Source organism: Actinoplanes sp. NPDC026623 (assembly GCF_040638275.1).
Taxonomy (GTDB): Bacteria; Actinomycetota; Actinomycetes; order Mycobacteriales; family Micromonosporaceae; genus Actinoplanes.
The window spans coordinates 53,849-78,042 of record NZ_JBEZXZ010000011.1; the positions used below are offsets into that span (position 1 = coordinate 53,849).

20 protein-coding genes and 2 pseudogenes are annotated in these 24,194 nt (G+C 72.5%); 9 read left to right on the plus strand and 13 right to left on the minus strand.

From position 1 onward, the window contains the following. Window positions 1–22 precede the first annotated feature (22 nt). Window positions 23–1,204, plus strand: coding sequence for a molybdopterin molybdotransferase MoeA (locus tag AB0F10_RS05475; RefSeq protein ID WP_360620623.1), 1,182 nt, complete (start codon window positions 23–25; stop codon window positions 1,202–1,204). A gap of 5 nt (window positions 1,205–1,209) precedes the next feature. Beyond that, window positions 1,210–1,632, plus strand: coding sequence for a molybdenum cofactor biosynthesis protein MoaE (locus tag AB0F10_RS05480; RefSeq protein WP_360620624.1), 423 nt, complete (start codon window positions 1,210–1,212; stop codon window positions 1,630–1,632). Between the two features lie 18 nt (window positions 1,633–1,650). Here AB0F10_RS05480 and AB0F10_RS05485 read toward each other — a convergent pair whose 3' ends face one another. Then, window positions 1,651–3,129 carry a glycosyltransferase 87 family protein gene (locus AB0F10_RS05485; protein WP_360620586.1) on the minus strand — a complete coding sequence of 493 codons (1,479 nt, stop codon included), beginning with the start codon at window positions 3,127–3,129 and terminating at the stop codon, window positions 1,651–1,653. Between the two features lie 82 nt (window positions 3,130–3,211). After that, complete coding sequence (locus AB0F10_RS05490; protein WP_360620587.1) at window positions 3,212–3,754, minus strand: DoxX family protein; 543 nt, start codon at window positions 3,752–3,754, stop codon at window positions 3,212–3,214. 111 nt (window positions 3,755–3,865) lie between these two features. Here AB0F10_RS05490 and AB0F10_RS05495 point away from each other — a divergent pair, with 111 nt between their 5' ends. Continuing rightward, window positions 3,866–4,348 (plus strand): N-acetyltransferase, encoded by a 483-nt coding sequence (locus AB0F10_RS05495; protein WP_360620588.1) that lies wholly within the window; start codon window positions 3,866–3,868, stop codon window positions 4,346–4,348. Here the strand turns inward: AB0F10_RS05495 and AB0F10_RS05500 are convergent. Then, window positions 4,345–5,547 carry an ATP-binding protein gene (locus AB0F10_RS05500; protein ID WP_360620589.1) on the minus strand — a complete coding sequence of 401 codons (1,203 nt, stop codon included), beginning with the start codon at window positions 5,545–5,547 and terminating at the stop codon, window positions 4,345–4,347. The two genes, AB0F10_RS05495 and AB0F10_RS05500, sit on opposite strands and share 4 nt — an antisense overlap. A gap of 90 nt (window positions 5,548–5,637) precedes the next feature. Then, on the minus strand, window positions 5,638–6,342 hold the full coding sequence (locus AB0F10_RS05505; protein ID WP_360620590.1) for a hypothetical protein: 705 nt from the start codon (window positions 6,340–6,342) through the stop codon (window positions 5,638–5,640). A gap of 173 nt (window positions 6,343–6,515) precedes the next feature. Between AB0F10_RS05505 and AB0F10_RS05510 the strand changes: the two genes are divergently transcribed. Then, entirely contained in the window at window positions 6,516–7,220 is a 705-nt protein-coding gene (locus AB0F10_RS05510) for a prepilin peptidase (RefSeq protein ID WP_360620591.1), read from the plus strand. Window positions 7,221–7,222: 2 nt separating this feature from the next. On the opposite strand, the gene AB0F10_RS05515 is transcribed toward AB0F10_RS05510, so the two are convergent. From AB0F10_RS05515 to AB0F10_RS05540, 6 genes and pseudogenes are all read right to left on the minus strand, one after another. Next, window positions 7,223–10,384, minus strand: coding sequence for a UvrD-helicase domain-containing protein (locus AB0F10_RS05515; protein WP_360620592.1), 3,162 nt, complete (start codon window positions 10,382–10,384; stop codon window positions 7,223–7,225). 124 nt (window positions 10,385–10,508) lie between these two features. Beyond that, a pseudogene (locus tag AB0F10_RS05520) lies at window positions 10,509–11,321 on the minus strand (metallophosphoesterase); the annotation flags it as partial. A gap of 741 nt (window positions 11,322–12,062) precedes the next feature. Next, window positions 12,063–12,335 (minus strand): annotated as a pseudogene (locus AB0F10_RS05525) (metallophosphoesterase); the annotation flags it as partial. After that, a complete protein-coding gene (locus tag AB0F10_RS05530) occupies window positions 12,332–12,571 on the minus strand; it encodes a MoaD/ThiS family protein (RefSeq protein ID WP_360620625.1) in 240 nt (79 codons plus the stop codon). The gene AB0F10_RS05530 and the pseudogene AB0F10_RS05525, both read right to left, overlap by 4 nt. Before the next feature lie 399 nt (window positions 12,572–12,970). Next, the gene (moaA, locus tag AB0F10_RS05535; RefSeq protein WP_360620593.1) at window positions 12,971–13,978 is read right to left on the minus strand and encodes a GTP 3',8-cyclase MoaA; all 1,008 of its coding nucleotides are present in this window, start codon (window positions 13,976–13,978) and stop codon (window positions 12,971–12,973) included. Between the two features lie 466 nt (window positions 13,979–14,444). Further along, window positions 14,445–15,326, minus strand: a complete 882-nt coding sequence (locus AB0F10_RS05540) for a fructosamine kinase family protein (RefSeq protein ID WP_360620594.1) — start codon at window positions 15,324–15,326, stop codon at window positions 14,445–14,447. A 56-nt stretch (window positions 15,327–15,382) separates the two neighbouring features. On the opposite strand from AB0F10_RS05540, the gene AB0F10_RS05545 reads away from it, so the two are divergent. Together AB0F10_RS05545 and AB0F10_RS05550 are read left to right on the plus strand one after the other, a co-directional pair. After that, entirely contained in the window at window positions 15,383–15,886 is a 504-nt protein-coding gene (locus AB0F10_RS05545; protein WP_360620595.1) for a GNAT family N-acetyltransferase, read from the plus strand. 97 nt (window positions 15,887–15,983) lie between these two features. After that, window positions 15,984–17,435, plus strand: a complete 1,452-nt coding sequence (locus AB0F10_RS05550) for a DUF4192 domain-containing protein (protein ID WP_360620596.1) — start codon at window positions 15,984–15,986, stop codon at window positions 17,433–17,435. Between the two features lie 58 nt (window positions 17,436–17,493). Here the strand turns inward: AB0F10_RS05550 and AB0F10_RS05555 are convergent, their stop codons facing one another. Further along, a complete protein-coding gene (locus AB0F10_RS05555; protein WP_360620597.1) occupies window positions 17,494–19,203 on the minus strand; it encodes an alkaline phosphatase D family protein in 1,710 nt (569 codons plus the stop codon). Between the two features lie 104 nt (window positions 19,204–19,307). Then, window positions 19,308–20,135, minus strand: coding sequence for a formate dehydrogenase accessory sulfurtransferase FdhD (gene fdhD, locus AB0F10_RS05560; protein WP_360620598.1), 828 nt, complete (start codon window positions 20,133–20,135; stop codon window positions 19,308–19,310). Window positions 20,136–20,291: 156 nt separating this feature from the next. On the opposite strand from fdhD, the gene AB0F10_RS05565 reads away from it, so the two are divergent. From AB0F10_RS05565 to AB0F10_RS05575, 3 genes are read left to right on the plus strand one after another with little or no spacing between them, the layout of a single operon-like run. Then, window positions 20,292–20,891: an NTP transferase domain-containing protein gene (locus tag AB0F10_RS05565; protein ID WP_360620599.1), complete on the plus strand. Its 600-nt coding sequence runs from the start codon at window positions 20,292–20,294 to the stop codon at window positions 20,889–20,891. Further along, complete coding sequence (locus AB0F10_RS05570) at window positions 20,888–21,130, plus strand: DUF6457 domain-containing protein (protein ID WP_360620600.1); 243 nt, start codon at window positions 20,888–20,890, stop codon at window positions 21,128–21,130. Before AB0F10_RS05565 ends, AB0F10_RS05570 begins: the two co-directional genes overlap by 4 nt. 59 nt (window positions 21,131–21,189) lie before the next feature. Continuing rightward, on the plus strand, window positions 21,190–22,278 hold the full coding sequence (locus AB0F10_RS05575; RefSeq protein ID WP_360620601.1) for a T3SS (YopN, CesT) and YbjN peptide-binding chaperone 1: 1,089 nt from the start codon (window positions 21,190–21,192) through the stop codon (window positions 22,276–22,278). Here the strand turns inward: AB0F10_RS05575 and AB0F10_RS05580 are convergent. Further along, a complete protein-coding gene (locus tag AB0F10_RS05580; RefSeq protein WP_360620602.1) occupies window positions 22,275–24,179 on the minus strand; it encodes a beta-propeller domain-containing protein in 1,905 nt (634 codons plus the stop codon). The genes AB0F10_RS05575 and AB0F10_RS05580 overlap by 4 nt on opposite strands. Window positions 24,180–24,194: the final 15 nt, after the last annotated feature.

A 24,194-nucleotide genomic window follows, 5' to 3' on the forward strand; every position in this document is an offset into this window, starting at 1 on the left:
CGACTGGGACAAGGCCCGCACCATGGCGTACGAGGCCGGGCGTGCCGCCGCGGGCGCCGCCGAGACCGTGCCGCTGGCCGGCGCCGACGGCCGTACGCTCGCCGAGCCGCTGGTGGCACTGACCGACCTGCCGGCGTTCGCGACCTCGAGCATCGACGGCTGGGCGGTCCGCGGCCCGGGGCCGTGGCGGCCCGCCGGGCGGGTGCTGGCCGGGGGCACGGCCGGGCCACTGACGGACGACGGCACCTGCGTCGAGATCGCGACCGGCGCGATGGTCCCGGCGGGCGCGGAGGCGCTGATCCGCGTCGAGGAGTCGACCCGCGACGCCGAGGGCCTGATCGGCGGCGCACCGCGCCCGGTGCCCGAGTGGCGGCTGCCGGGCGACGAGGCGCACCGCGGCGAGGAGCTTCTCCCCGCCGGCACGCCGGTCGATCCGGCCGTGCTGGGCATGGCCGCGACCTGCGGCTACGACGTGATCGCGGTCCGGCCGCTGCCCCGGGCGGCGCTGCTGGTCTTCGGCGATGAACTGCTCACCAGCGGGGCACCGGGCGACGGCCGGGTCCGTGACTCGCTGAGCCCGCTCGTGCCGGCCTGGCTGCGCCGCTACGGGGCGACGGTCGACGCCACGGCCGTGCGGGGCCCGGTCCGGGACACCCTGGAGGCGCACGTCGCGGCGATCCGGGACGCGCTGACGGTCGCGGACGTGGTGTGCACGACCGGCGGCACGATGAACGGCCCCGTCGACCACCTGCACCCGGCCCTCGCCGAGCTGGGCGCCGAGTACGTGATGAACACGGTCGCGGTGCGCCCCGGCTTCCCGATGCTGCTGGCCCGGGTGCCCGGCCCGGACGGGCGGCCCCGGTTCCTCGCCGGGCTGCCCGGCAATCCGCAGTCGGCGGTGATCGCACTGATCTCGCTGGTCGCGCCGCTGCTGGCCGGCCTGCACGGCCGCGAGCTGCCGGTGCTGCCCCGGGTCGAGCTGACGGCGCCGGTGCCGGGCCGTGGCGGCTTCACCCACCTCGCGCTGGCCGCCCTCGACCGGGACGGCCGCCGGGCGACGCCGGTCGGGCACGTCGGGTCGGCGATGCTGCGCGGGCTGGCCGGCGCGCACGGTTTCGTGGTGGTCCGCCCGGACACCCAGGCCGGGGCGGGCGAGCTGGTCCCGTTCCTGCCCCTGCCGCTCTACGCCGGAGAACGCCCATGAACCCGATCGAGGCGGTACGCATCGTCGACATCCGCGATTCGGCGCTGGACCTGGCCGCACACGAGCAGGCGGTGGCGGACGCCCGGGCCGGGGCGGTCGTGTCGTTCCAGGGCGTCGTCCGTGATCACGATGGCGGCCGCGGCGTGACGCTGCTCGAATACGAGGGGCATCCCACCGCGGCGGCGGTGCTGCGCGAGGTGGCACTGGAGATCGCCGCGGACCCGGACGTCTACGCGGTGGCGGTGTCACACCGGGTCGGCGTCCTGCGGATCGGCGACGTGGCCCTGGTGGCGTCGGTGAGCACGGCGCACCGGGCGGCGGCGTTCGCGGCGTCCGCGCGGCTGGTCGACGAGGTGAAGGCCCGGCTGCCGATCTGGAAACGCCAGGTCTTCACCGACGGCACGCAGGAGTGGGTCAACTGCCCCTGAGCCGGTCCGCCCGCCTCGTCAGCGGCCCGGATCGCGCGGCGGCGGGATCGTGACCGACGACAGCGGCCCGCCCGCGGCACCGGGCCGGCCCGCGGCGGCCGGGCGGCCGGCCGCGACACCGCTCTCGTACGGGGACCCGCCGGCCCGGATCCGCGCCCGCCGGCCGTCGTCGCGCCGGGCGGGGCGCCCCAGCCACCGGTTGACCGGGAAGGCCGGCGCCACCCCCGGCCGCCACGGCAGCGCGTTGACCAGCAGAATCGCCGCCAGCGCGTAGGCGTTGCGCGAGAGCGGGTCGTGCACGCTCCACATCGGCGCCAGCACGAACAGCAGATACGTCGCGCCGGCCGCGACCGCGAAACCCAGCCCGGGCCGCCGGGTGCGCCCCGGCAGCGCGCGACCCGAGGTCACCCGCCGCCGGGCGGCCGCGTCGATCAGGATCAGCGTGGCCGGGAGCACCCAGATCAGCTCGTGCGTGTCGGTGACCGGCCCGACGATCGCCGCCGTGAGCCCGACCAGCGTGAACGCCGCGATCTCGTCGCCGTCGGCGTGCGCCGCCCGGGCCCTGATGAAGCCGACCGCGGCGAGCAGCAGCGAGAACGACAGCCAGAGCAGCACCGGCGTGGTCGCCGAGTCGTAGATCCGGGCCAGCACCCCGGCGAGCGACTGGTTGCCGACGGCGTCGACCGGCCCGGTGCGGTCGATGCGCCACAGCACCTCGCCGAACCAGGCGGCGGTCTCGCGCGGCGTGATCATCAACGTGCCGACCACCGCGACCGACGTCGTGCCCGCGGCGATGAACGCGGCGCGCCACTGCCGCGTCACGGCCAGATAGGCGATGAAGAAGGCCGGGGTGACCGTCAGGGCGGTGGCGATCCCGGTGCCGAGGCCCGCCCAGGCGCCGGTGGCCCAGCCGCGCCGCAGCAGGTCACCGATCGTCCGCCCCTGCGGCGGCGAGCAGGCGGGGCGGCCGGGCCACCAGGCGGCCCGGCTGCGCGCCCAGGCGCCGCGCCGCAGGGCGACGATGTCGGCCGTGATCATCCCGAACACCAGCAGGTCGAAGGCGCCGAGCCCGAGCGCGGCCCGCACCGGCTCGACGGTGAGCGCCAGCGCGCCCGCCGCGAGCACCACCGGCCACCGGCGCCGCCCGTACCGCCGTGCGACCGGCCCGACCAGTGCGACTAGCGAGAGCCCGAGCGCGGCGACCCCGGCCAGCGCCGTCAGCCACCCAGCCAGTCTGAGCGGCAGGAACGCGGCCGGCGAGACGAGGAACAACGCCGGCGGCGCGAGCGCGGTCCCGAGCTGGCCGAGCGGCGAGCGGTACGCGTACAGCCCGTCGCCCGCCAGCCAGCTCTGCACCGCCGCACGGCCGACGGCGAGGTCGCTGAATCCGTACCGTTGGGCGATCGTGGTGATCGCGGCCAGGATGCCGATGCAGGCGAGGCCGACCACGACGGAGCCGGTCGCAGCGGGACGCGCGGGGGTCCGCCTCGCGGGCATGGCGCGACCTCCCCGTCTCTCGACCATCGCGCCTGTCGAGAGCGCTTCCTCCACTTAACGCCGGTTATGCCCGTTTGGTGATTTAGCCGGGGATCCTGCGCGCGGCGGCGGCCGAACGCCGAGCGATCTTCGCCTCCCGCCGGGCGGTCCGCACGGCGCGCCGCACCGATCGCTGCGACCGCTCGACGGCGTGGCTGGTCCGGTAGCCGAGGCCGGGCTTGCCCTGGGTGTCGGCGGCGGCGAGCAGCAGGCCGCCGAGCAGCCCGAGATTCTTCAGGAAGTGCGCCTCGTGCTGCGACCGCTCGGGCTGCGACATCGTCCAGAACGAGTGCCCCGCGAGCGTCGTGGGCACCAGGTTGGCGGCGAGCACCGCGGCGGCGGGCCGGGTGAACCGGCCGCCGGCCAGCAGCAGCCCGGCGACGACATCGGTGCCGGCCTTCAACCGCACCAGGGTTCGCGCGTCGCTGGGCAGCCGCGGATCGACCCGCTCGATCAGCGGCCCGACCCGGTCGGTGATCTGCTTGGCGGTGTCGACCTTGGCATCGGGATTGAGGACGACGCGAACTCCGCTGACCACGAAGATCGCACCGAGCATGGCGCGGGCTGCAGTACGCACAGGCTTCATAGCCTGTTTATACCCGGACAGCGCGCGTCACTCCATGAACATCGGATCCCGTAGGAATCGATCGGACCGGGTCCGCGCGGGCCGGCCGGTGGTTCCGTATCGTGGCTGGGCATGACCGAGGTTAGGGCCGAACGCGCGGACGATGTTCCCGGCGTTCGGGGGGTGCTGCTGGCCGCGTTCGGGACCGACGCCGAGGCGCGGCTGGTGGAGACGCTGCGACCCGGCCACGCCTGGCTGCCCGACCTTTGCGTCGTCGCCGAGGAAAACGGTGCCGTGGTGGCGTTCGCCCTGCTCAGCCGGATCATGGTCGGCGGCGAACGCGGCCTGGCGCTCGGCCCGGTCGGCGTCCTGCCCGACCTGCAGAAACGCGGCCTGGGCAGCGCGGTCATCCGGGAAGGCCTGCGCCGCGCCACCGCGGCCGGCGAGCGGCTGGTCCTCGTGCTCGGCGATCCCGCCTACTACGGCCGTTTCGGCTTCGTCCCGGCCGCGCCGTTCGGGATCACCAGCGAGTGGTCCTCCTTCGGCGACGCGTGGCAGGTGCTCGCCCTCAACCCGGTCGAGGCCCGATACCCCGCGCCCTGGCGCAACCTCTAGGGCTGGGTTCGCAGGTAGCGGCCGAAGTGCGGGACGGTGAACGCCACCGTGCCGCGCTCGCCCGAATAGATCAGGCCCTTCTTGATCAGGGCGTCCCGGGCCGGCGACAGGCTGGCCGGGCGCCGGGACAGCGCGGCCGCGATGTCCGAGGTGGGCACCGCCGCGTCCATGTCGTGCTCCGAGTCCCCGGACAGCGACGCCATCGCCCGCATGTATTCGCGCTCCGCCGGCGTCGCCCGTTCGAAACGGGACCCGAAGAATCCCACGGCCAGCTCGGCCTCGGCCTCCGGCGACGCCACCCGTACGTCCTCGGCGGTCACCGGCGACGTCGGCGCGTGATCCCAGGTCGCCTTGCCGTACGCCTGCACGAAGTACGGGTACCCGCCCGACTTCTCGTAGAGCAGGTCCAGCGCCTTGGCCTCGTACTCGACGTCCTCGCGTTCGGCCGGCGCGCACAGGGCCAGGTCGGCGGCGATCCGGTCGAGCCGGTCGATGCGCTGATACCGGAAGAGGCGCTCCGAGTAGGACTTCGCCGCCGAGAGCACGGCCGGCAGGTGCGGCAGGCCGGCGCCGACGACGATGAGCGGCGCGCCGAGCTGGGACAGCTCATGGCAGGCGGCGCACAGCGCGGACACGTCGGCCGGCCCCAGGTCCTGCATCTCGTCGATGAACAGGGCGATGCCCGTGCCCACGTCGGTGGCGAGCGACGCCGCGTCGGTGAACAGCTCGACCAAGTCGATCTCGATGTCGCCGGAGTCGGCGCGCCCCCGGGCCGGCGGCACGTCGATGCCGGGGGTCCACCGGTCACGCAGCTTGGCCGAGGAGTCGTTGGCCCGCAGCGCGAACGCCTTGAGCACCGCCAGCACCTCGTCGACCCGCTCGGGGTTGCGGTGATGCGGGGCCAGCTCGCGGATCGCCATGTGCAGCGCGGCGGACACCGGCCGGCGCAGCGACTGGTCCGGCCGGGCCTCGATCTTGCCGGTGCCCCAGAGCCGGCCGATCGCGGCCGAGCGCAGCGTGTTGAGCAGGACGGTCTTGCCGACGCCGCGCAGGCCGGTCAGGACGAGGCTGCGCTCGGGGCGGCCGCGGGAGACGCGCTCGAGAACCACGTCGAACGCGCCCAGCTCGCGCCCGCGCCCGGCCAGCTCGGGCGGGCGCTGGCCCGCGCCGGGCGCATACGGGTTCCGCACGGGATCCACGGATAGCACCGTATCGGGCTCTCTAGTCGAAAAGCTAGAGATGGGATTCGAACGTCCTCTACGGCTTTCTAGCGTCTGCGCTAGAAAGGGCTAGTCGACGCCATACTCCTTGAGGCACAGCACGAAGTCGAGGCTGTCCAGCTCGCTGTCGTAGAAATACCACTTGGTGTACTTCGCGACCTTGCTGCACTTCGACTCGGCGTCGGCCTCGCCGGTGGTGCGGCCGTCGACCCGCTTGAGCACCTGATAGGTGCCGCTCGCACACGAGACGATGTTGAGGTCGGGGGTGTCGTCGGCCGAGCCCTCGTTGCGCACACACTGGCCCTTGCTCACGAACCGCGCGTCCTCGCTGCTCTGCGGCTCGGGTGCGGCGCCGTTGGTGGTCGCGGTCGGCGCGGCCGTCGGCTGCCCGGTCTGGCCCGCCTTGGGGTCGTCGTCGTGCTGCAACAGCCAGCCCGCGGTGCCGAGGCCGCCGCAGATGAGCAGGCCCAGCACGATCACCAGGGCGACGATCGGGCTGTTGCGGCGCCTCACCGGCAGCGGCGCCGCGTGCGGCGGCTGCCACACCGGCGCGGCACCGAGCGGCGGGCCGCCCGGGTAGGCGCCGTAGCCGGCCGAATTCTCGTTTGCCGGGGACACCGACATCGGCTGGCCGCCCCAGGCGGCCTCGGGCGCGGACGAAGACTGGGTGGCGGCATCGCCCCAGGGGTCGGCCGGCTCCGTATACGGTTCGTCGGAACCCGACGAACCGCCGGCCGACCAGCCTTGGCCGGGGTAGGGGCCGTTCTGCGACATCGGGAATCCTCCAGGCGCGGGTTCGCTGTACGCCACCGTAGCGTGGACCCCCGCCGCGTTCCCTCCCGGAATCGCGCCGTCCTGGGCTCAACTCGGTGACAACAGGGCTAACCGCCACATGTGTCGGCAACGCGACCCACACGGCGTCCGCCGGACCACTACCGTTCACCCCCATGCCGCTGCCGGTAGCCGTCCTCGCCGCCACCTTCGGCGGCGCGGCGTCCGCCTTCGTTCCCCGCGTCGCACACCGCCTCGCGGTCCCGCGGGGAGCGCCGCCGAGATCCGCGTGCCCGTCCTGCGAAACCCGAACCGATTCTTGGGTACGCGCCGGAGCGTCGTGCCGCTGCGCCCCGCCGCCGATGTGCACGGTCGCGGTGAGCGCCCTGGCGGCGGGCCTGCTCGGCGCGGCGATCGGCCCGGCGCCGCCACTGGTCGCGCTGCTCCCGGCGGCGGTCGTCGGCGTGCTGCTCGCGGCGATCGACCTCCGCTGCCTGCGCCTGCCCGATCCGCTGGTGGCGCTGTTCGCGGCCGTGACGGTCCTGCCGCTCGCCCTGGGCGCGCTGGCGAGCGGAGAGCCGGGCCGCCTGGTCCGCGCCCTTGCGGCCGCGGCCCTGACCGGCGTGATCTACCTGCTCGTCGCCCTGCTCCCCGGCGGCGGCCTCGGCCTGGGCGACGTGAAACTGGCGGCGGTGCTGGCCTTCGTCCTCGGCGACGCCGGCTGGCCGGCGGTCGCGATCGGCCTGCTCGCCCCGCACCTGATCAACGGGCCGATGGCCCTGTCGCTTCTGCTGACCCGGCGCGCGGAACGACGGACGCCGCTTCCGCTGGGACCGGCGCTCCTGGCCGGGGCACTGCTCGCCCTGGTCACCACCCGCTAGGGCTAGAGGAGCCGCAGTTGCCTGTCCCGGGGACGCGACGGCACCCTGTCGCCCATGCGCTCGAACAGCCCGACGTCGATCGCGTCCAGGAACGGCGTCGGCGACTGCTCGCGCTCCGTGCCGTGCCGGAAGCGGCGCGCCGAGTGGCTCACGTAGAGCCTGTCCTGCGCGCGGGTCAGGCCAACGAAGAACAGGCGCCGCTCCTCGGCCGTCTCGTCGTCCGTCGGCTTGGCGCCCGGCCAGCGCAGCGGCAGCAGCCCGTCCTCGCACCCGACCAGGAAGACCACCGGGAACTCCAGGCCCTTCGCCGCGTGCAGGGTCAGCAGGTTGACCGCCTCCGCGCGCGGGTCGAGGGCGTCGATCTCCGCGCCGGTGGCGATCTCCTGCAGGAAGCGGGTCAGGTCGTCGCCGATCCGGTGGGCGAGCGGCATCAGCAGGTCGGCGGCCGTCCAGATGTCCTCCGGCGCCAGGTGCTCGGCGTCCAGCGTCGGCGCCGCATAGCGCTGCGCCAGCATCTGGGCCGTCACCTTGACCCGCGCCGCCAGCGGGCCGGTCAGCCCGTCCGCGTGGCGCAACTCCCGGGCGATCACCTGAACCCCCGCCCGGTCCCGCAGGCGATTATGCGACCGCTTCTGCACCGGTACGCCGGCACGCGACAGCGCGTCCACCACGACCTGGGCCTGGGAGTCGGTGCGATAGAGCACGGCGATGTCCGAGAACGACAGGGTGCCCGGCGCGACCGCGCGGGAGTCGATGCGGCCCGAGTCCAGGGAGCGGTGCGAGAGCCCGCCGACGAGTTCGTCGATCGTGCGGACCACGAAGTCGGCCTCGTCCGCCACGCTCGCCGAGAAATAGCGGCCCACCAGCGGGGACTCCGGGTTCACCCGGGCCGGGTCGAGCCGGCGGCCGTTGACCAGGGTGGTCGGTGCGATCGCCTGCACGGCCGCCGCCAGGATCGGCGCGGACGAGCGGTAGTTGCGGGTCAGCCGGACCAGGCGGGCGTCGGTGAAGTCGCTGGAGAAACGCAGGAAGTAGCCGACGTCGGCGCCCCGGAACGAATAGATCGCCTGGTCCGGGTCGCCGATCGCGCACAGGTTCCCGTTCGCCGGCGAGAGCAGGCGCAGCAACTCGTACTGCACGTCGTCGACGTCCTGGTACTCGTCCACGAAGACCCACTGCCAGCGTTTGCGGTAGCGCTCGACCAGGTCCGGCTCGTCCCGCAGCAGGGCGACGGGCATCGTGAGAAGGTCATCCAGGTCGACCAGGTCCAGCTGCCGCAGAAGCTTCGTGTACGCGAGATCGTCGTCGCCGGCCTGCTCGCGGGCGGCGGCGCGCTCGGCGTCGTCGGCGATGCGCCAGTTGGCGCCCAGCCCGGCGGCCTTGGCGTTCTCCTTGAGGATCGTCAGCCCGACGGAGTGGAACGTGCCGACGGTGATGTCCTCGGCCACGTCACCCATCAGGGCGTCGAGACGGTGCCGCATCTCCTCGGCGGCCCGCCGGGTGAAGGTGATCGCCAGGCAGCGCTCCGGAAAGACGCCCAGCTCGGCGCAGAGATAGGCGATCCGGTGCGTCAGCGTGCGGGTCTTGCCGGTGCCAGGCCCGGCCACGATCAGCAGCGGCCCGCCCGGCGCGGACGCGGCGACGCGCTGCATGGCGTCGAGGCGGTCCAGCAGGCCGGTGCCGACCTCCTCCATGCCGGCCAGCATCGGCTCGAACGGCTCGTGCGGACTCGCCGGCGGCGGCAGCGGCGGGGCCTTCTTCTTCGGCTCCCTGGCCGCCTTCGGCACGGGCGCGCGACCCACCGCCGGCTCGGCCCTGCGCTGCTGGGGCACCGGAACGGGGATCATGTCGAACAACGTCTCGGCCTGCGGCGCGTTCTGCTTGTTCCGCAACTCGCCCGGCTCGAAGAGGGTGATGACGCCGTACTCGCCGTCGTAACCGGAGAGCCGGTGCACGTCGCCGCGGCGCAGCCGGTCGATCGCCTCGCGAAGCTGCTCGCCGCCGGTCACGCCGATCTCGTCGAGCGGCACGGTCCGCAGGATGTCCAGCTCGGCGCCGAGGCCGGCGACCAGGTGGTTGAGCTGCCCGTCCACGGTCTTGGACTTCGGGCCCACCCCGCTGATCTCACCGAGGATCTCGGCGAGCTGGATCAGGTGAACGACCTGCTGCGGGCGCTCGCCGCCGCCGTTGCGGTCCGCGAGATCGTCGATGCGGCTGAGCACGCCGACCGTCAGCGGCTTTCCGCACTCCGGGCAGCGGCCGCCGTGCTCCCGGGTCTGCTGCGGCGCCCAGTTGATGCCGCAGGCGCGGTGCCCGTCGGCGTGGTACTTGCCCTCCTCCGGGAAGAACTCCAGGGTCCCGGCGAGGGTGTGCCCGTCCTTGATCGCGAAGTAGTCCGGCGTACCGGTGAAAAGGGTCGCCTCGCGGCCCAGCGCCGCCGGCGAGTGCGCGTCGGAATTGGAGACCAGGCGGTAGCGGTCGAGGCTCGAGACCCGCCAGTTCATCTCCGGATCGGAGGACAGACCGGTCTCGACCGCGGTGATGTGGTCGGCGAGGTCGGCGTAGCAGTCGGCGATCGCGTCGAAGCCGGACTTCGAGCCGAGCGCGGAGAACCAGGGCGTCCAGATGTGCGCGGGCACGAGATAGCCGTCGGGGCTGGCCTCGAGAACGATCTCCAGCAGGTCGCGGGAGTCGAGGCCGAGGATGGGCCGGCCGTCAGCGGTGAGGTTGCCGATCCGGCCCAGCGCGGTGTTGAACCGGGCGGCGGCCTCGAGGTCCGGCAGGTAGATCAGGTGGTGCACCTTGCGGGTGCGGTCGTCCCGCTTGTAAATCGTGGAGATCTCGACGCTGAGCATGAAGCGCGCGCTGTCGGTGCCCTGCAGGATCGGCGGGAGCCGGCGGCTGACCTCCTGCTCCGCGTCCGCGCTCAGCCGGAACAGGCCGGGCTCGTCGGCGGGGTGCAGGTTCTCGCGGAGGTGGTCGAACCAGGCCGGATGCGTGAAGTCGCCGGTGCCGAGCACCGCGATGCCCTTGCGGCGGGCCCACCAGGCGAGGTTCGGCAGGGTGAGGTCACGGCTGCAGGCACGCGAATACTTGGAGTGGATGTGCAGATCCGCGACGTATGTGTCCGCGGCGACCGAGGACCCTTCGCTAACCGAGGGCACGCTGCATCCTGTCACGACCGCGGGGCGCGCCACGAGCCGCCACGCGCGAAGTGACATAACCGATCCACGATTGAATCCTGCGGAGATCCGAGCCGTGGCTCAGCAGAACTGTGAAGATTCACTTCTACGGGGTACGCAGTTCGATGACGGTGACCTGCGGCGGGGCGCCGACCCGGACCGGCGGACCCCAGAACCCGGCGCCGTTGGTCACATAGACGGGTACGCCGTCGACGTTGCCCAGCCCGCTCACCACGGGCTGCTGGAGCGGCACGAGCAGGTTGAACGGCGCCATCTGGCCGCCGTGCGTGTGCCCGGAGACCTGCAGGTCCACCCCGAACGGGGCGGCGTCGAAGGCGACGATGGGCTGATGCGCCATGAGCACCACGGGGCGGCTGGTGTCGCGGTCACCCAGGGCGCGCCGCAGATCGGGGCCGTCCCCGAAATCCGCGCCGCCCACGTCGTTGACGCCGGCGAGGTCGAGGCCGTCGAGCTCCAGCCGCTCGTTGCGCAGCGGCCGCACGCCGAGCCGCGTCACCTCGGTGATCCACTCCTGGTAGCCGGAGTAGTACTCGTGGTTGCCGGTGACGAAGTAGGCGCCCCGCCGGGACCGGATGCCGGCCAGCGGCGCCGCGAACTTGCCCAGCTCCGCGACGCTGCCGTCGACCAGGTCGCCGACGATGCAGACGATGTCGGCGTCCACGGAGTTGATCAGCTCGACGATGCGACCCGTGTGGTGGGTGCCGGTGAGCGGCCCGAGGTGGATGTCGGAGACGACGGCGAGCCGGGTCCCGTCCATGGCGCGGGGAAGCTTGGCGAGAGGCAGTTGGACCCGGTCCAGCTGCGGCGGGCCGAGGGCGGTCTTGACGCCGTAGCCGGTGATGGCGGCGGCGGTCAGACCGGCGAAGATCGCGGCACCGCGGGCGAGCAGGAGCCGGCGGTCGATGCCGGGCTGCTGATCCGTGGCACCCGGTTCGGCTGCAACCGGCGCGGTCGTCGCGTCTGGAGCGGCGGCGATGTCCCCGGGGTGCGCCGTCGGAGCGGCAACAGGTGCCGAGTTCGCAAGCGCGGCACCGGTCCGGGCAGATGCTGCCTCGGCGCCCGTCCCCGTCTCGGCCCCCGCCTCCGTCGTGGCTGCCGCAACGGTCTCGGTCGGGGTCCCGGTCCCCGCCATGGCTGCTGGGAGGGTCTCGGTCTGGGCTCCCGGCTTCGTCGTGGCTGCCGCGACGGTCTCGGTTGCCATTTCCGTCCCTGCCGTGGCTGCTGGGAGGGTCTCGGTCTGGGTTCCCGGCTTCGTCGTGGCTGCCGCGACGGTCTCGGTTGCCATTTCCGTCCCCGCCGTGGCCGCTGTGACGGTCTCGGTCGTGGTCCCCGGCCTCCTCGCGGATGCCGCAAAGTCCTGTTCGCCGCCTCGGGTCCTTGCCGTGGCTGGTGCAACGGCCGCCGCCTGCGTCGCCGCCGCGACCGCGGCGGCGGGCGGCGCCATTGCTGGTGCGGTCGTGCCGGATGACAGCATTGCGTTGGCCGGCGACGCCGATTCGAACGACGACGGCGCTGATGCCGGTGCTGATGCCGCCGCCGCTGGTGGTGCCGGCTGCGCGGGGTCGCGGGTCGCGACGAGGCGGGCTGCTTCGGCGGTGGGTGACGCGCGCTTTGCGGTCGCGCCGATCCACAAGTTGATCACCAGGCGGGGGATTTCGACGACCGCCAGCGTCACCAACAGGTAGAACATCAGCGCGATCCAGAGGAACCCCGGCCACGCCAGCCACTCGAGCCCGGCCCGTGTGCCGATCAGGGTGGCCGGGACCAGCAGGGCCAGCAGGACCGCCACCCAGCCGCCGAGCTTCCGCATCCGCCCGGGCCGCAGCGGGTCACGGACCAGCCGTTTCCACAGGTAGAAGTGGATCAGGCCGATCACAACGATGACCAGGCCGACGAACGCGATCAAGCTCAACCCCCAGCGAACGGCGGCAGGACGTCCACCGTCGCGCCGGCGGGCAGCGCCGCCTGCCGATCATGACAGGCCAGGCCGTCGACCAGGAAACTCGCGGCCTTGAGCACCACAGCGAGCCGCTCCCCGTGTCGCTCGGTAAGCACGCTTGTCAGGTCGTCGAGAGAGGCGGCAGCGATGCGCTCGGTCGGCGTCCCGGCCACTGCCCGGGCCCCGGCGAAGTAACGAACCTCGAGCATCCCGCTCACCTTCCGGCCATGAACATCGAACGACCGAGATCTCCGCCAGCCATCGCCGGGCCGTTCGCCATCGGCTGACCGCTCGCCATCGCCGGGCTGCTCGACGTTGCCGAACCGTGGGCCGTCGCCCATCCGCTCGATGTTGCGGGGGTGCTCGCCATCGCCGGGCTGCTCGACGCTGTCGTGCCGTGGGCCGTCGCCCAGCCGTTTGATGTTGCTGCGTCGTTCGCGATCGGCGGACCGCTCGCCATCGCCGGGCTGGTTGACGTTGTCGTGCCGTGGGCCGTCGCCCAGCCGTTTGATGTTGCTGGGCCGTTCGAAGGTGCCGGACCGCTCGACGGTGGCCGGCCGGTCGCAGTTGCCGGGCCGGTCGCGGGCGTCAGGCTGGTCGGAGGCATCTCAGCCACCGATCGCCGACATCGGGCGGACGGGCTGCAGGAAGGACGGCTCGTCGATGCCGTGACCCGGGCGCTTGCCCCACATCGCGGCCTGCCAGGCCGCCGAGATCTCCGTGTCGGATCCGCCCGCGCGAAGTAGACCGCGCAGGTCGGACTCTTCGGTGGCGAAGAGGCAGTTGCGGACCTGGCCGTCGGCGGTCAGCCGGGTGCGGTCGCAATCGCCGCAGAACGGCCGGGTCACGCTGCCGATCACACCCACCCGGGCCGGGTTTCCGGCCGCGTCGCGATAGCCCGGCACGAGCCAGGTCTCGGCCGGCGCGGTTCCACGTGAAACCGGATCGGGCTGGAGCCCGAACGGCTCGAGCGACGCCAGGATCGCCTCGGCGGTGACCATCTCGTGCCGGTCCCACTGATGCTGGGCGTCGAGCGGCATCTGCTCGATGAACCTCAGCTCGTATCCATGATCCAGCGCAAAGCGGAGCAGGTCCGGCGCCTCGTCGTCGTTGACCCCGCGCATCAGCACGGTATTGATCTTTACCGGCGTGAGGCCGGCGCGCGCCGCGCCGGCCAGGCCCTTCAGGACGTCGGCGTGCCGGTCCCGGTGGGTGAGGTCGCGGAAGCGCGCGGGGGAGAGCGTGTCCAGCGAGACGTTGACCCGATCCAGCCCGGCGTCGAGCAGCGGCACAGCCATCCGCTCGAGACCGATGCCGTTGGTCGTGACGGACAACTTGGGCCGCGGGCTGAGCGCCGCGGCGGCCGAGACGATGCCCACCAGCCCGCGCCGGATCAAAGGCTCGCCCCCGGTGAAGCGCACCTCGGTCACGCCCAACCGCTCGACGGCGATGCGAATCAGCCGGCCGACCTCGGCGTCGGTGAGCTGCTGCTCACGCGGCATCCAGGCGAGCCCCTCCTCGGGCATGCAGTAGCTGCAGCGCAGGTTGCAGCGGTCGGTGAGCGACACCCTCAGGTCTGTCGCCACCCGCCCGAACCGGTCGGCGAGCACGCTCACGTCGGCCCCTCACCCTGCCGGGCATCCACGCCCGCGGAAGTCGGGAGCCGTCCGGCCGACCCCCCGATGTTGCTCACTGAGCAGTGTTCAACCCGGCCTCGGGCCGGAGTCGTCCCGGCCGTCGATCCCTGCCGGGCGCCGCCACCCCGGCCACGTTGAATAACGCTCACTGATCGAACCTAGCGCTTGAGTACGACATTCGACCCCTCCCGGCAGCCGGTGGGACGCAAGCCACCGAACGTCTCGTCGGCGCGACCGGCATCCCGGCCGCCGAGGCCCCGGCAATGACGAGATACGGAGTCATGTGCGGGCTTGAGCGGTCGAGAGCGGTCGAGGGCGGTGTCCGGCGCGGCGCGGTGATGACGGGGTTGATCGAGCTTCCGAGCCTTGGCCGTCGAGGGCGGTGTCTGTCGCGCCGCGGTGTCGATCTCGGCGATGACGGGATTTCATTGAGCCTGTCCGGGCCTCAGCCGTCGAGCGCGGCGTCCGCCGCGGCGCGCACCGCGGACCGGTAGGCACCCCCGAACGCCGCCGTGTGCAGCAGCAGAAGGTGCAGTTGATGCAGCGGAACCCGCTCCCGCCAGCCGTCCGCCAGCGGCCACGACTCCCGATACGCTGCGAGGATCGTCTCCAGGTGGGGAACACCGGAGAAGAGCGCCAACTGGGCCAGGTCGGTCTCCCGATGGCCACCGTGCGCAGCGGGGTCGACCAGCCAGGCCCGCCCGTCGGCAGCCCACAGCACGTTTCCCGGCCACAGATCTCCGTGGATGCGGGCAGGTGGCTCCTGCCCGCCGTAGCCCTCGATCCTCGCGATGACCCGCTCCACCACCGCGACGTCCGCCGCCGACAGCGCACCGGCGTCGGCCGAGATCCTCAGGTACGGGCGCAGCCGTCGTTCCGCGAACCACGGGCCCCATGGCCCCACCGAGGGCGTGTTGTCCTGGGCCAGGGGGCCGAGGAAGCCCTGCCAGTCGGCTCCGAACGCGTCCGCGCCCGTGCGGTGCATCCCGGCGAGGTCCCGCCCGAACCGTTCGGCGGCCTGGGGGGATGCGGGGCCGGCGTCGATCCACTCGAGCGCGAGCAGCTCCGGAAGTGCGACCATCACCTCCGGGACCGGCACGGTGCCCGCCTCCCGGAGCCACCGCAGCCCGGCCGCCTCGGTGGCGAAGAAGTGCTCGGGAGCGGGTCCGGACGGCCAGGTCTTCGTGAACAGCGACGTGCCGTCGTCCAAGGTCAAGCGGGATGCGGCGCACACGTCACCCCCACCGACCGGTGTCTCCCGGATCCGCTGGTGCGTGAGAAATGTCGGGAGGTGCTGGGGGTGCGCGCGCAGGTACGCCAGATCCACCGCCTTATCTTCCACTTCGGGTTACGGCGTGCCCGATTCGGAGTCAAAATGTCGGCATGACACCTGTCGCGGTGCGTCCGTACCGGCCGAGCGACCACAGCGCTGGTCGCCGCCTGTGGTCGGAGCTGACCTATCAGCACAACAAAATGTATGGCGATGCCGCGGACGACGGCGGTGCCGGTTTCGAGGAGTATCTGACCCGGCTCGACCTGAGCGGGCTCTGGGTCGCCGACCACGCGGACGATGGGGTGATCGGGCTGGTCGGCCTCATCATGCGGGGTCGCGCCGGCGAGGTGGAACCGGTCGTCGTAACCGGCTCGCACCGGCACAAGGGTGTCGGCCGCAAGCTGCTGCGGCACGTCGCGGCGGAGGCGAAGAAGCGCGGCATGTTGTCTCTGACGATCTCGCCGTCGTCGCGAAACGTCGATGCGATCCGCAGCCTGCACGCCGCGGGATACGACGTGGTGTCGTCGATCGAGTTGACCATGGACCTGGACCGGCACACCCACGAGTGGCAGCAGGACGGGCTCGAGTTGCATGAGTTGCAGTTTCGTTCCTGAGCGGGTTCTCGCGCTCAGACCCTGTGGATAAGCGCGTTATCCACAGCCGGGATCTTCGGCACTCGGCGGACGCGCCGGCTCCGCCACGCTGCTGGCCATGATGAAGCTGAAGGTCAGTTCTCCCGCCGAACTCATCTCCGCCGTGCCGTTCCTGATCGGCTTTCACCCGGCGGACAGCCTGACGGTCGTGGCGATGCGCGGCCCCGAGATCGCGTTCGCGGTCCGCGCCGACCTGCCTGAGCTGGGCGCGCCGGCCGAGGAGGCGAAGGCGGCGGTGCTACACCTGGCGTCCGTGGTGATCAGGCAGCAGGTGCAGGCCGTCGCGATCATCGGATACGGCGACAAGGAGCGCGTGACGCCCGCCGTCCTCCGCGTCTCGGACGCCTTCCGCCGGGTCGGCCTCGTGATCATCGAGGAGCTGCGGGTCGAGGACGGCCGGTTCTGGTCGTTCCTCTGCTCGGACCGGGCCTGCTGCCCGCCGCAGGGACAGCCGTGCGATCCGCCGGACAGCGTGGTGGCGGCCGAGGCCACCTTCGCGGGTGCGGTGGCGCTGCCGAGCCGCGAGATGTTCGCGGCGCAGGTAACACCGGTGTCCGGCGACGACCGCACGGCGATGACGGCCGCAACGGCACGAGCGGTCCTACGCCTGGCGACCCTCGCCGCCGCGGACTTCGCCCCGTCGGAGTCCGATCCGTCGGAGTCTGTGGCGCCGGACGTCGCGCCGTCGGAGTCTGTGCCGCTGGGGACCGTGTCGCTGGGGATCGTGCCGTTGGAATCCGCGCCGCTGGAATCCGTATCGGGTCCGAAGGGCGTCGCCGCCTGCACCGACGACGGCGAGCCGACCCGTGCCGCGGCCCGGGCGCCGGGCCGGGCGAGCGACGGACCCGTGGCGGGGCCTGCCTCGGGGACGAATCCGGGGCCGGGTCCGGCGCAGGACGAGGTCCCGTTTCTGGCGGACGAGACGCGCTTCTTCCAGCGCGTGCGACGGGCCGGCCGAAAAGCGGTGCGGGAGGCCGAGCGCTGCTACCGCTCGGGCGGGCGCCTCCCCGACGACGAGATCGCCTGGCTGGGCCTGCTGCTGCTGCACGTGCCGGTCCGCGACTACGCCTGGACCAGGACCCGCACCGAGGAGTGGGAGCTGGGGCTTTGGTCGGACGTGGTGCGCCGGGTGGAGCCGGCGTATGTCCCGGCGCCGGCCTCGCTGCTCGCCTTCGTGGCCTGGCGGTCCGGGTCGGGTGTGCTGGCAAGCGTCGCCGTGGAACGGGCACTCGACGAGCAGGGGGACTACTCGCTCGCCATGCTGGTGCACCAGGCGCTGGTCAACGGGGTGCATCCGGCGGTGCTGGACGGCTGGCCCGCGGTCGCCGGCGCGCCCGAACTCCCGCGCGACCCCGAGGATGACCCCGACAGCGGGCCGGAGCCGCATGCGCAGCCCGACTGCGGAACCCCGGGCCGCCCGCTGCCGGCGGACAGCCCGGAGCGGGCGACCCACGTCGAGCGAGCGACCCGGCCGAGAATCTCCCACCGGGTCAGCCGGCACCGCATCTGACGGCATCGTGCGAACTCATGCCACCCGATGCCGGGGTCCGGCGTGTGTCGAACTGCGGTCAAGGCCGCTCGGTCTCCTGCCGGACCGTCTCCGCCCCCAGATCACCGGCCCGCAACGCCGCGGTCGCGCCCGGCGTCGGGTTGTCGGCGATCTGCTGCAGGCCGGGCACCCGGTCCTCGATGACGAACGTCGCCCGGGTGTGCACCGGGGCGCCGGCCCGGGTCACGTACGGCAGGACCTGGAAGTCGGCGGTCAGCGCGTCCTTGGTGATCGTCGTGCGGACGTAGCCACGCTGGTTGTTGAAGAAGCGCAGATGCGGGTTCCAGAGCGCCCACGGGTGCGTACCGGTCGGGACGTCGGCACCGTCGCCCGAGGAGGTGATCGAGGAGCACACCAGTTCGGTGCCCACCGTCCGGGACGTGGGGTCGGCGTAGTCCAGTTTCAGCTCGTCCGCCCAGTGCGCGTGCACGTCACCGGTCAGGACCACCGGGTTGCGTACGCCCGCGTCGACCCAGCCGCGGGTGATCCGGTCGCGGGAGGCGGCGTAGCCGTCCCACGAGTCCATGCTCACCACCGTCGCCGGGCCGGAGTTGTTGTCGCGCTGGCCGAAGAAGACCTGCTGGCCAAGGATGTCCCAGCGGGCCGACGAGCGGCGGAAGCCGTCGAGCAGCCAGGCCTCCTGCCTGGTGCCGGTGATGGAACGGGCCGGGTCCAGCGCGGCCGGGCAGTCCTGGTAGCCGTCGCCGCAGCCCTGGTCGTCGCGGAACTGCCGGGTGTCGAGCAGGTGGAAGGTGGCCAGCCGGCCCCAGTGCAGTCGCCGGTACAACCGCATGTCGATGCCGTTCGGGATCGAGGTCCGGCGCAGCGGCATGTTCTCGTAGTACGCCTGGAACGCGGCGGCGCGCCGGGCGAGGAAGTTCGGGTCCGGCTGCTCCGGCACCTCGTCCGCCCAGTTGTTCTCGATCTCGTGGTCGTCGAAGACGACGGCCCAGGGCGCGACGGCGTGTGCCGCCTGCAGGTCCGGGTCGGTCTTGTACTGGGCGTGCCGCTGCCGGTAGTTCGCCAGCGTGACCGTCTCCGGGCCGGCGTGGTCGCGCGGGTTGCCGCCGGGGATGTTGTACGTGTGGGGCGCGTACTCGTACTGGTAGTCGCCCAGGTGCAGGACGAGTTCCGGCTCGTCCTCGGCCAGCCGCCGGTACGCGGTGAAGTAGCCGTGTTCGTACTGCGAGCACGACGCGAACGACATGGCCAGGGTGCCGCCGCTCGCCCACGGCAGCGGCGCCGTGCGGGTGCGGCCGGCCGGCGACACGTAACGCTCGGCCTTGAACCGGTAGAAGTATTCGCGGGCGGGCAGCAGTCCGTGCAACTCGACGTGGACGGTGTGCGCGACGGAGGCGCGGGCCACGGCGACGCCGCGGCGCACCACCCGGCGGAATCCGGCGTCGGCGGACAGTTCCCACAGCACGGGCACGTCGCGGGCCGGCATTCCGCCGAGGCCGTCCTCGGCCGGCGGGGCCGGCGCCAGCCGGGTCCAGAGCACGAAGCCGTCGTGTTCGGGATCGCCGGACGCGACGCCGAGGGTGAACGGGTCGCCGCGCAGCGGCCCGCGATAGGGCGCGGCCGATGCCGCGAGCGGCCAGATGGTCACCGTGCTCGCGGCGGCACCCGCCGCGGCACCGCCGAGCAGGAGGTTACGTCGTGAGACCGAGTGGCCCGGGCGGCGGCTGCGCCCGGCGGCTGTCGACGGTTGAGGATTGTCGATTGTCATCGAGGCTCCCAGCGCTTGTGGTGGTACGGGATGTGGAAAGCCTCATGAACATGAATGTCTCGGCCGCATGGACGGAATTGACATCCGTCGAAGACCGTGTGAACTCAGACAATGACGCGCTGGGTGCCGGAGTAGACGTTCATCGACGGTTCTCGGAGGAACCCGACGAGCGTCATTCCCGCCTCGTCGGCCAGCTCCGCCGCCAGGGTGCTCGGCGCGGAAACGGCGGCGAGCAGCGGGATGCCGGCCATCCAGGCCTTCTGGGTCAGCTCGAAGCTGGCCCGCCCGGAGACGAGCAGCACGTGTCCGGCCAGCGGCAGGCGGCCCTCGCGCAGCGCCCAGCCGATGACCTTGTCGACCGCGTTGTGCCGCCCCACGTCCTCGCGCAGCACCAGCAACTCGCCCCCGGCGGTGAACAGACCGGCCGCGTGCAGCCCGCCCGTACGGTCGAAGGTGCGCTGGGCGGCCCGCAGCCGGCCGGGCAGTTCGGTGAGGACCCGGGCCGGCACCGTGCAGGGGTCCGCGGCCACGTCGAACTGCGAGCGGGTCCGCACGGCGTCGATGCTCGCCTTCCCGCACACCCCGCACGAACTGGTCGTGTAGAAGTTCCTGCTCGGGTCGGTCGCCGGCAGCGGCACGTCGGCGCCCAGCACGACATCGACCACGTTGTAGGTGTTCGGCGTGTCCGTTCCCGCGCACAACTGGGCCGTGACGACGTCCGCGGCGGTGCGGATGATGCCCTCGGTCAGCAGGAACCCCATGGCGAGGTCGATGTCCTGGCCGGGGGTGCGCATGGTGACGGCGAGGGGCGCCTGCCGGAGCCGGATCTCCAGCGGCTCCTCGGCGGCGAGGTCGTCGGGCCGTCGCCGCGACTCGGCGTCGGCAGCCAGGTTGATCTTCAACACCGGTCGCCGGTTCGTCGTGCGCGCCATACGACGAGCGTATTCCGCCCGGCGCCCAGACTGCCTGACGCGCGAGGCGACACGGACGGGAGTCGCCCGACCGGAGGTGGGGCCGGGGTGGCGTGTCCGGGACGCAAAGCAGTCCGCCCAGTCACGCTCGCCTCCCTAACGGGATACGGTACGTACGTGGGGGGATTCGCGGCGGTGGTGTTGGCCGGCGGTGCGGCGCGTCGGATGGGTGGTGCGGACAAGCCCACCATCCCGGTTGCCGGGCAGTCGATGCTGACGCGTGTCCTGGCCGCGGTGCACGACGCCGACCCGCAGGTCGTGGTGGGCCGGGTGCCTCCCGACCTGCCCGTCCCGGTCTCGTCCACCAGCGAGCAGCCGCCCGGCGGTGGCCCGGTGGCCGCCACCGCGGCCGGCCTCAGGCTCGTTCCCGACGACGTCAGCTTCACCGCGTTGCTCGCGGCCGATCTGCCGCTGCTGACGGGTGAGGCCATCGACGTGCTTCGGCTCACCGTGGAGTCGGCGCCGATGCAGGGCGCGGTCTACCGCGACGCTGAGGGCCGCCGTCAGTCGCTCTGCGGTGTCTGGCGCACGACCGCGCTGCGCCAGGCTCTGGACCTGGTCGCCGAGGAGCGCGGCACCCTGCACGGTGCCTCCATGCACAACCTGATGGACCATCTGCGCTTCGTAGAGGTCTCGTGGCGTCGCCCCGGCCCGCCGCCCTGGTTCGACTGCGACACCGATGACGACCTGCGGACCGCGGAGGAATGGGCCCGGTGAACGTGCTCGACAACTGGATCAGGGCCGCCTGCGCGGAACTGGACCTCGTGCCCGCCGACGTCGACACGGCAGAGGTGCTCGACGTCGCCCGCGATGTCGCGCACAACGTGGTGCGGCCGGGTGCGCCCGTCACGGCGTACCTGATGGGGGTTGCCGTGGGGCGCGGAGCGGACCCGGCCGATGTTGCCGCGCGGCTCACCGCCCTGGCGGCCGGCTGGTCCGTCGACGGTCAGGAATGAGACGCGAACCGATGGGGTCGCCGGTCGCTCGATAGGGTGACGGGGCGGAGGTAACGATCATGATGGCGGATAACACTGCTGAGCAGTCCGAAGGCGTCCTGCTGGACGAGCCGACGACGGCCGACCTGCGGGCGAAGGTAACCGAGGCCTGGCGGGAGTTCGCGGGGGCGCTGGCAACGCTGCTGCCCACGTTGCCCGACGGCGCGCACATCGACATCACGCTCGATCCGACTGCCTCGGGCACCGGCACGGCCGTCTATTCGGTGAGCATGCGGGTGCTGGCCGACGGTGTCGTCGAGGCGCTCGCGGTCGGCAACGCCGGCCTGCCCGAGGGTTTCCGGATGAACCGCTCGTCGGTCGCCGATCTGGTCGCGCTGGGCTGGTCGCCGCCGGGTGTGCTGCCCGACTCGGGCGATTCGTTCGGCCTGCGCTCGAGCGTCGACGCCGCCAAGCAGTTCGGCGCGATCGTCTCCCGCACCCTGCGCGACGTCTACGGCGCGCCGCACCCGGCCTTCCTGGTCTACCTCGTGCACGACGGCGCGGACGAGCCGATCGAGACCGCGCCCCTCGGCACGGCCCGGCACGAGCCCAGCATCGCCGAGGAGTTGAGCCTCGACGACCTCGACGAGGACGGCGTGCTCTCCGAGGCGCTCGCGAACGCCGCCGACGAGGTCATCCCGCTCGAGGAGCGGGTGCGCACGGTGGTCGCGACGATGTCCAAGACCACCGTCGATCAGCTTCAGGTCGACAACGACGGCGACATCGGCATCCGGGCCGGCTCCGCCATGGTCTTCGTGCGGGTACGCGACAACCCGCCGCTTGTCGACGTCTTCTCGCCGATCCTGACCGAGGTCGAGCCGACCGAGCAGCTGTACGTGAAGCTCTCCGAGCTGACGAACCGGATGCCGATCGGCCGGCTCTACTGCGCGCAGGACACCGTCTGGGCGTCCATCCCCGTCTTCGGCCGCAACTTCCAGGCCACCCATCTCATGCTCGCCGTGCAGGTGATGACCGGCCTGGCCGACGAGCTGGACGACCGGCTGCACGGCGAGTTCGGCGGCAAGCGCTTCTTCGGCGAGGGCGACAAGGTGGTGCCCCCGAAGGACGCCAAGGACGGCGACGACCACCGCACCGGGATGTATCTCTAGCTCGTGCTGGGCAGCCAGGTCAGCCGGTCCATCGTGGACAGGTCCGAGGCCTGCATGCCCGCTTCCGACAGCGTCCAGAGCGCGTTGCCGACGACCAGCGACCGCTGGATCATCGGCGGGTAGGCGGCGGTCTCCGGCTGGGTGATCTGGTCGGCGAGGGCGATGCCGTCGGTCACCCGCAACGCCAGCGCCGCGCTGTCCGAGCCGGTCCTTCCCCAGGTGGTCACGGGCACGACCAGCAGGTTCGTGGCGGGCCACCAGAGCAGCGCGTGCGGGTCGTATTCGGCGTCGGAGAAGGCCTCCGGGAGATGGTATTGCGCGAGCCGCTTCGGGTTCGCCGGATCCGAGACGTCGAAGAGCGAGACCTGGGTGCCCTGCCGGCGTCCTTGGGCGTCGGCCTCCTGTCCGATGCCGATCAGCCGGTCCTCGCCGATCGGCTGCAGGTGCGCCGAGTAGCCGGTGATCTTCAGCTCGCCGGTGACCGCCGGCCTGGCCGGGTTGCTCAGGTCGAGGCTGTAGAGCGGGTCGGTCTGCTTGAACGTGACGACGTAGCCGCGGTCGCCGATGAAGCGGACGGAGTAGATCCGCTCGCCCTTGCCGAGCCCGTCGACGACCCCGGTCTGCACGAGCCTGTCACCCTGCTCGGCCAGCACCCGTACGGCGGACCGCTCGGTGCGCCCGTCGGTGGTGGCGACCCGCAGGTGCCCGTCCCATTCGGACAGCGCGTACTGGTTGATCAGGAAGCCCGGCACGACCCCGGCGGCCCGGTACACCGGCGGCTGGTTGCCCTGGATCGTGAACTTGTAGAGGTCGGTCTGCTCGCGTACGGCCTTGGGCGCGCGGCCGGGGAAGCGATCGAGCCGCCAGCGCTGGTCGCTGGCCAGGTAGAGGCTGTCCGCGGTGCCGTAGACGGTGTCGCCGTCGGCGACGATCGTGACGGGGTCACCGCTGCCGAGGGCCGGCCTGGTCAGGTCGAAGGTCATGATGCTGACCAGCGAGCCACCCGAGTAGTCCGTCGGCCGGCTGACCCGGCCGCAATCGACGTTGCCCTCGGTGGTCTGCGTGCCGTCGGTGACCTTCCAGCCGGGCAGCCAGGCGGAGGCGGGTGCGCGGTCGATCGCGGCCCGGTTGACGGCGAGGCGCTTCTTCTCGTCCGAGACGTTCGGCGCGTCCGGGAACATGATCTGCGGTGTGGTCCGGAGCACGATCCGCGCGGTGCTGCCGGTCATCCGGGCGTCGACCAGGTTGCCCTCGCCCCGGTAGCGGCTGACGATCTTCGGCGCTCCGCTCAGGTCGACCAGCAGCACCTGGGGCCCCTCCGGCCGCACCGGCGCCACCCCCGCCCACTTCTCGGCGAGGCGCCGGCCCAGGTAGCCGCCCGACACCAGCACGAGGGCCCGGTCGCCGGCGAGCAGCAGCTGGACCTGGCCCGGGGTGTCCAGGTCGAGCCTGCCGGTCTCCCGGCGGGTGGCGGCGTCCACCACCCGCAGGTGGCCCTGGCTGACGGTGACGATCCGCCGCCCGTCGGTCTTGACCAGGTCGGGTTCGTCGGCGCCCTGCTCGTGCACGTTGGTGCCCGAGTAGGTCTGCGGGGCGCCGGCCCCCGGCACCGCGCCCTTGGCCGCCGCCGAGTCGGCGATCGTCCGGGCGCCGCTGCTGAGGACTTCGGGGTACCCCATGTCGCCGCCGAAGCCGTACGGCCCGACGCTTGCCTTCGCCGCCTTGCGCAGGTCGGCGATGAGCTGCTCGCACGAGTCGAACGCGACCAGCCGCATCGCCGCGGCCGCGGTGGTGGCGGGCGGGACGGCCGGCGGCACGGGCCGCGGATCGGGATCCGAGGTGCACCCCGCGAGCGGGACGGTGAGTGCCAGGACGGTGCAGAGCATCAGGCGGCGCGACATGGGGTTGGGACGCGG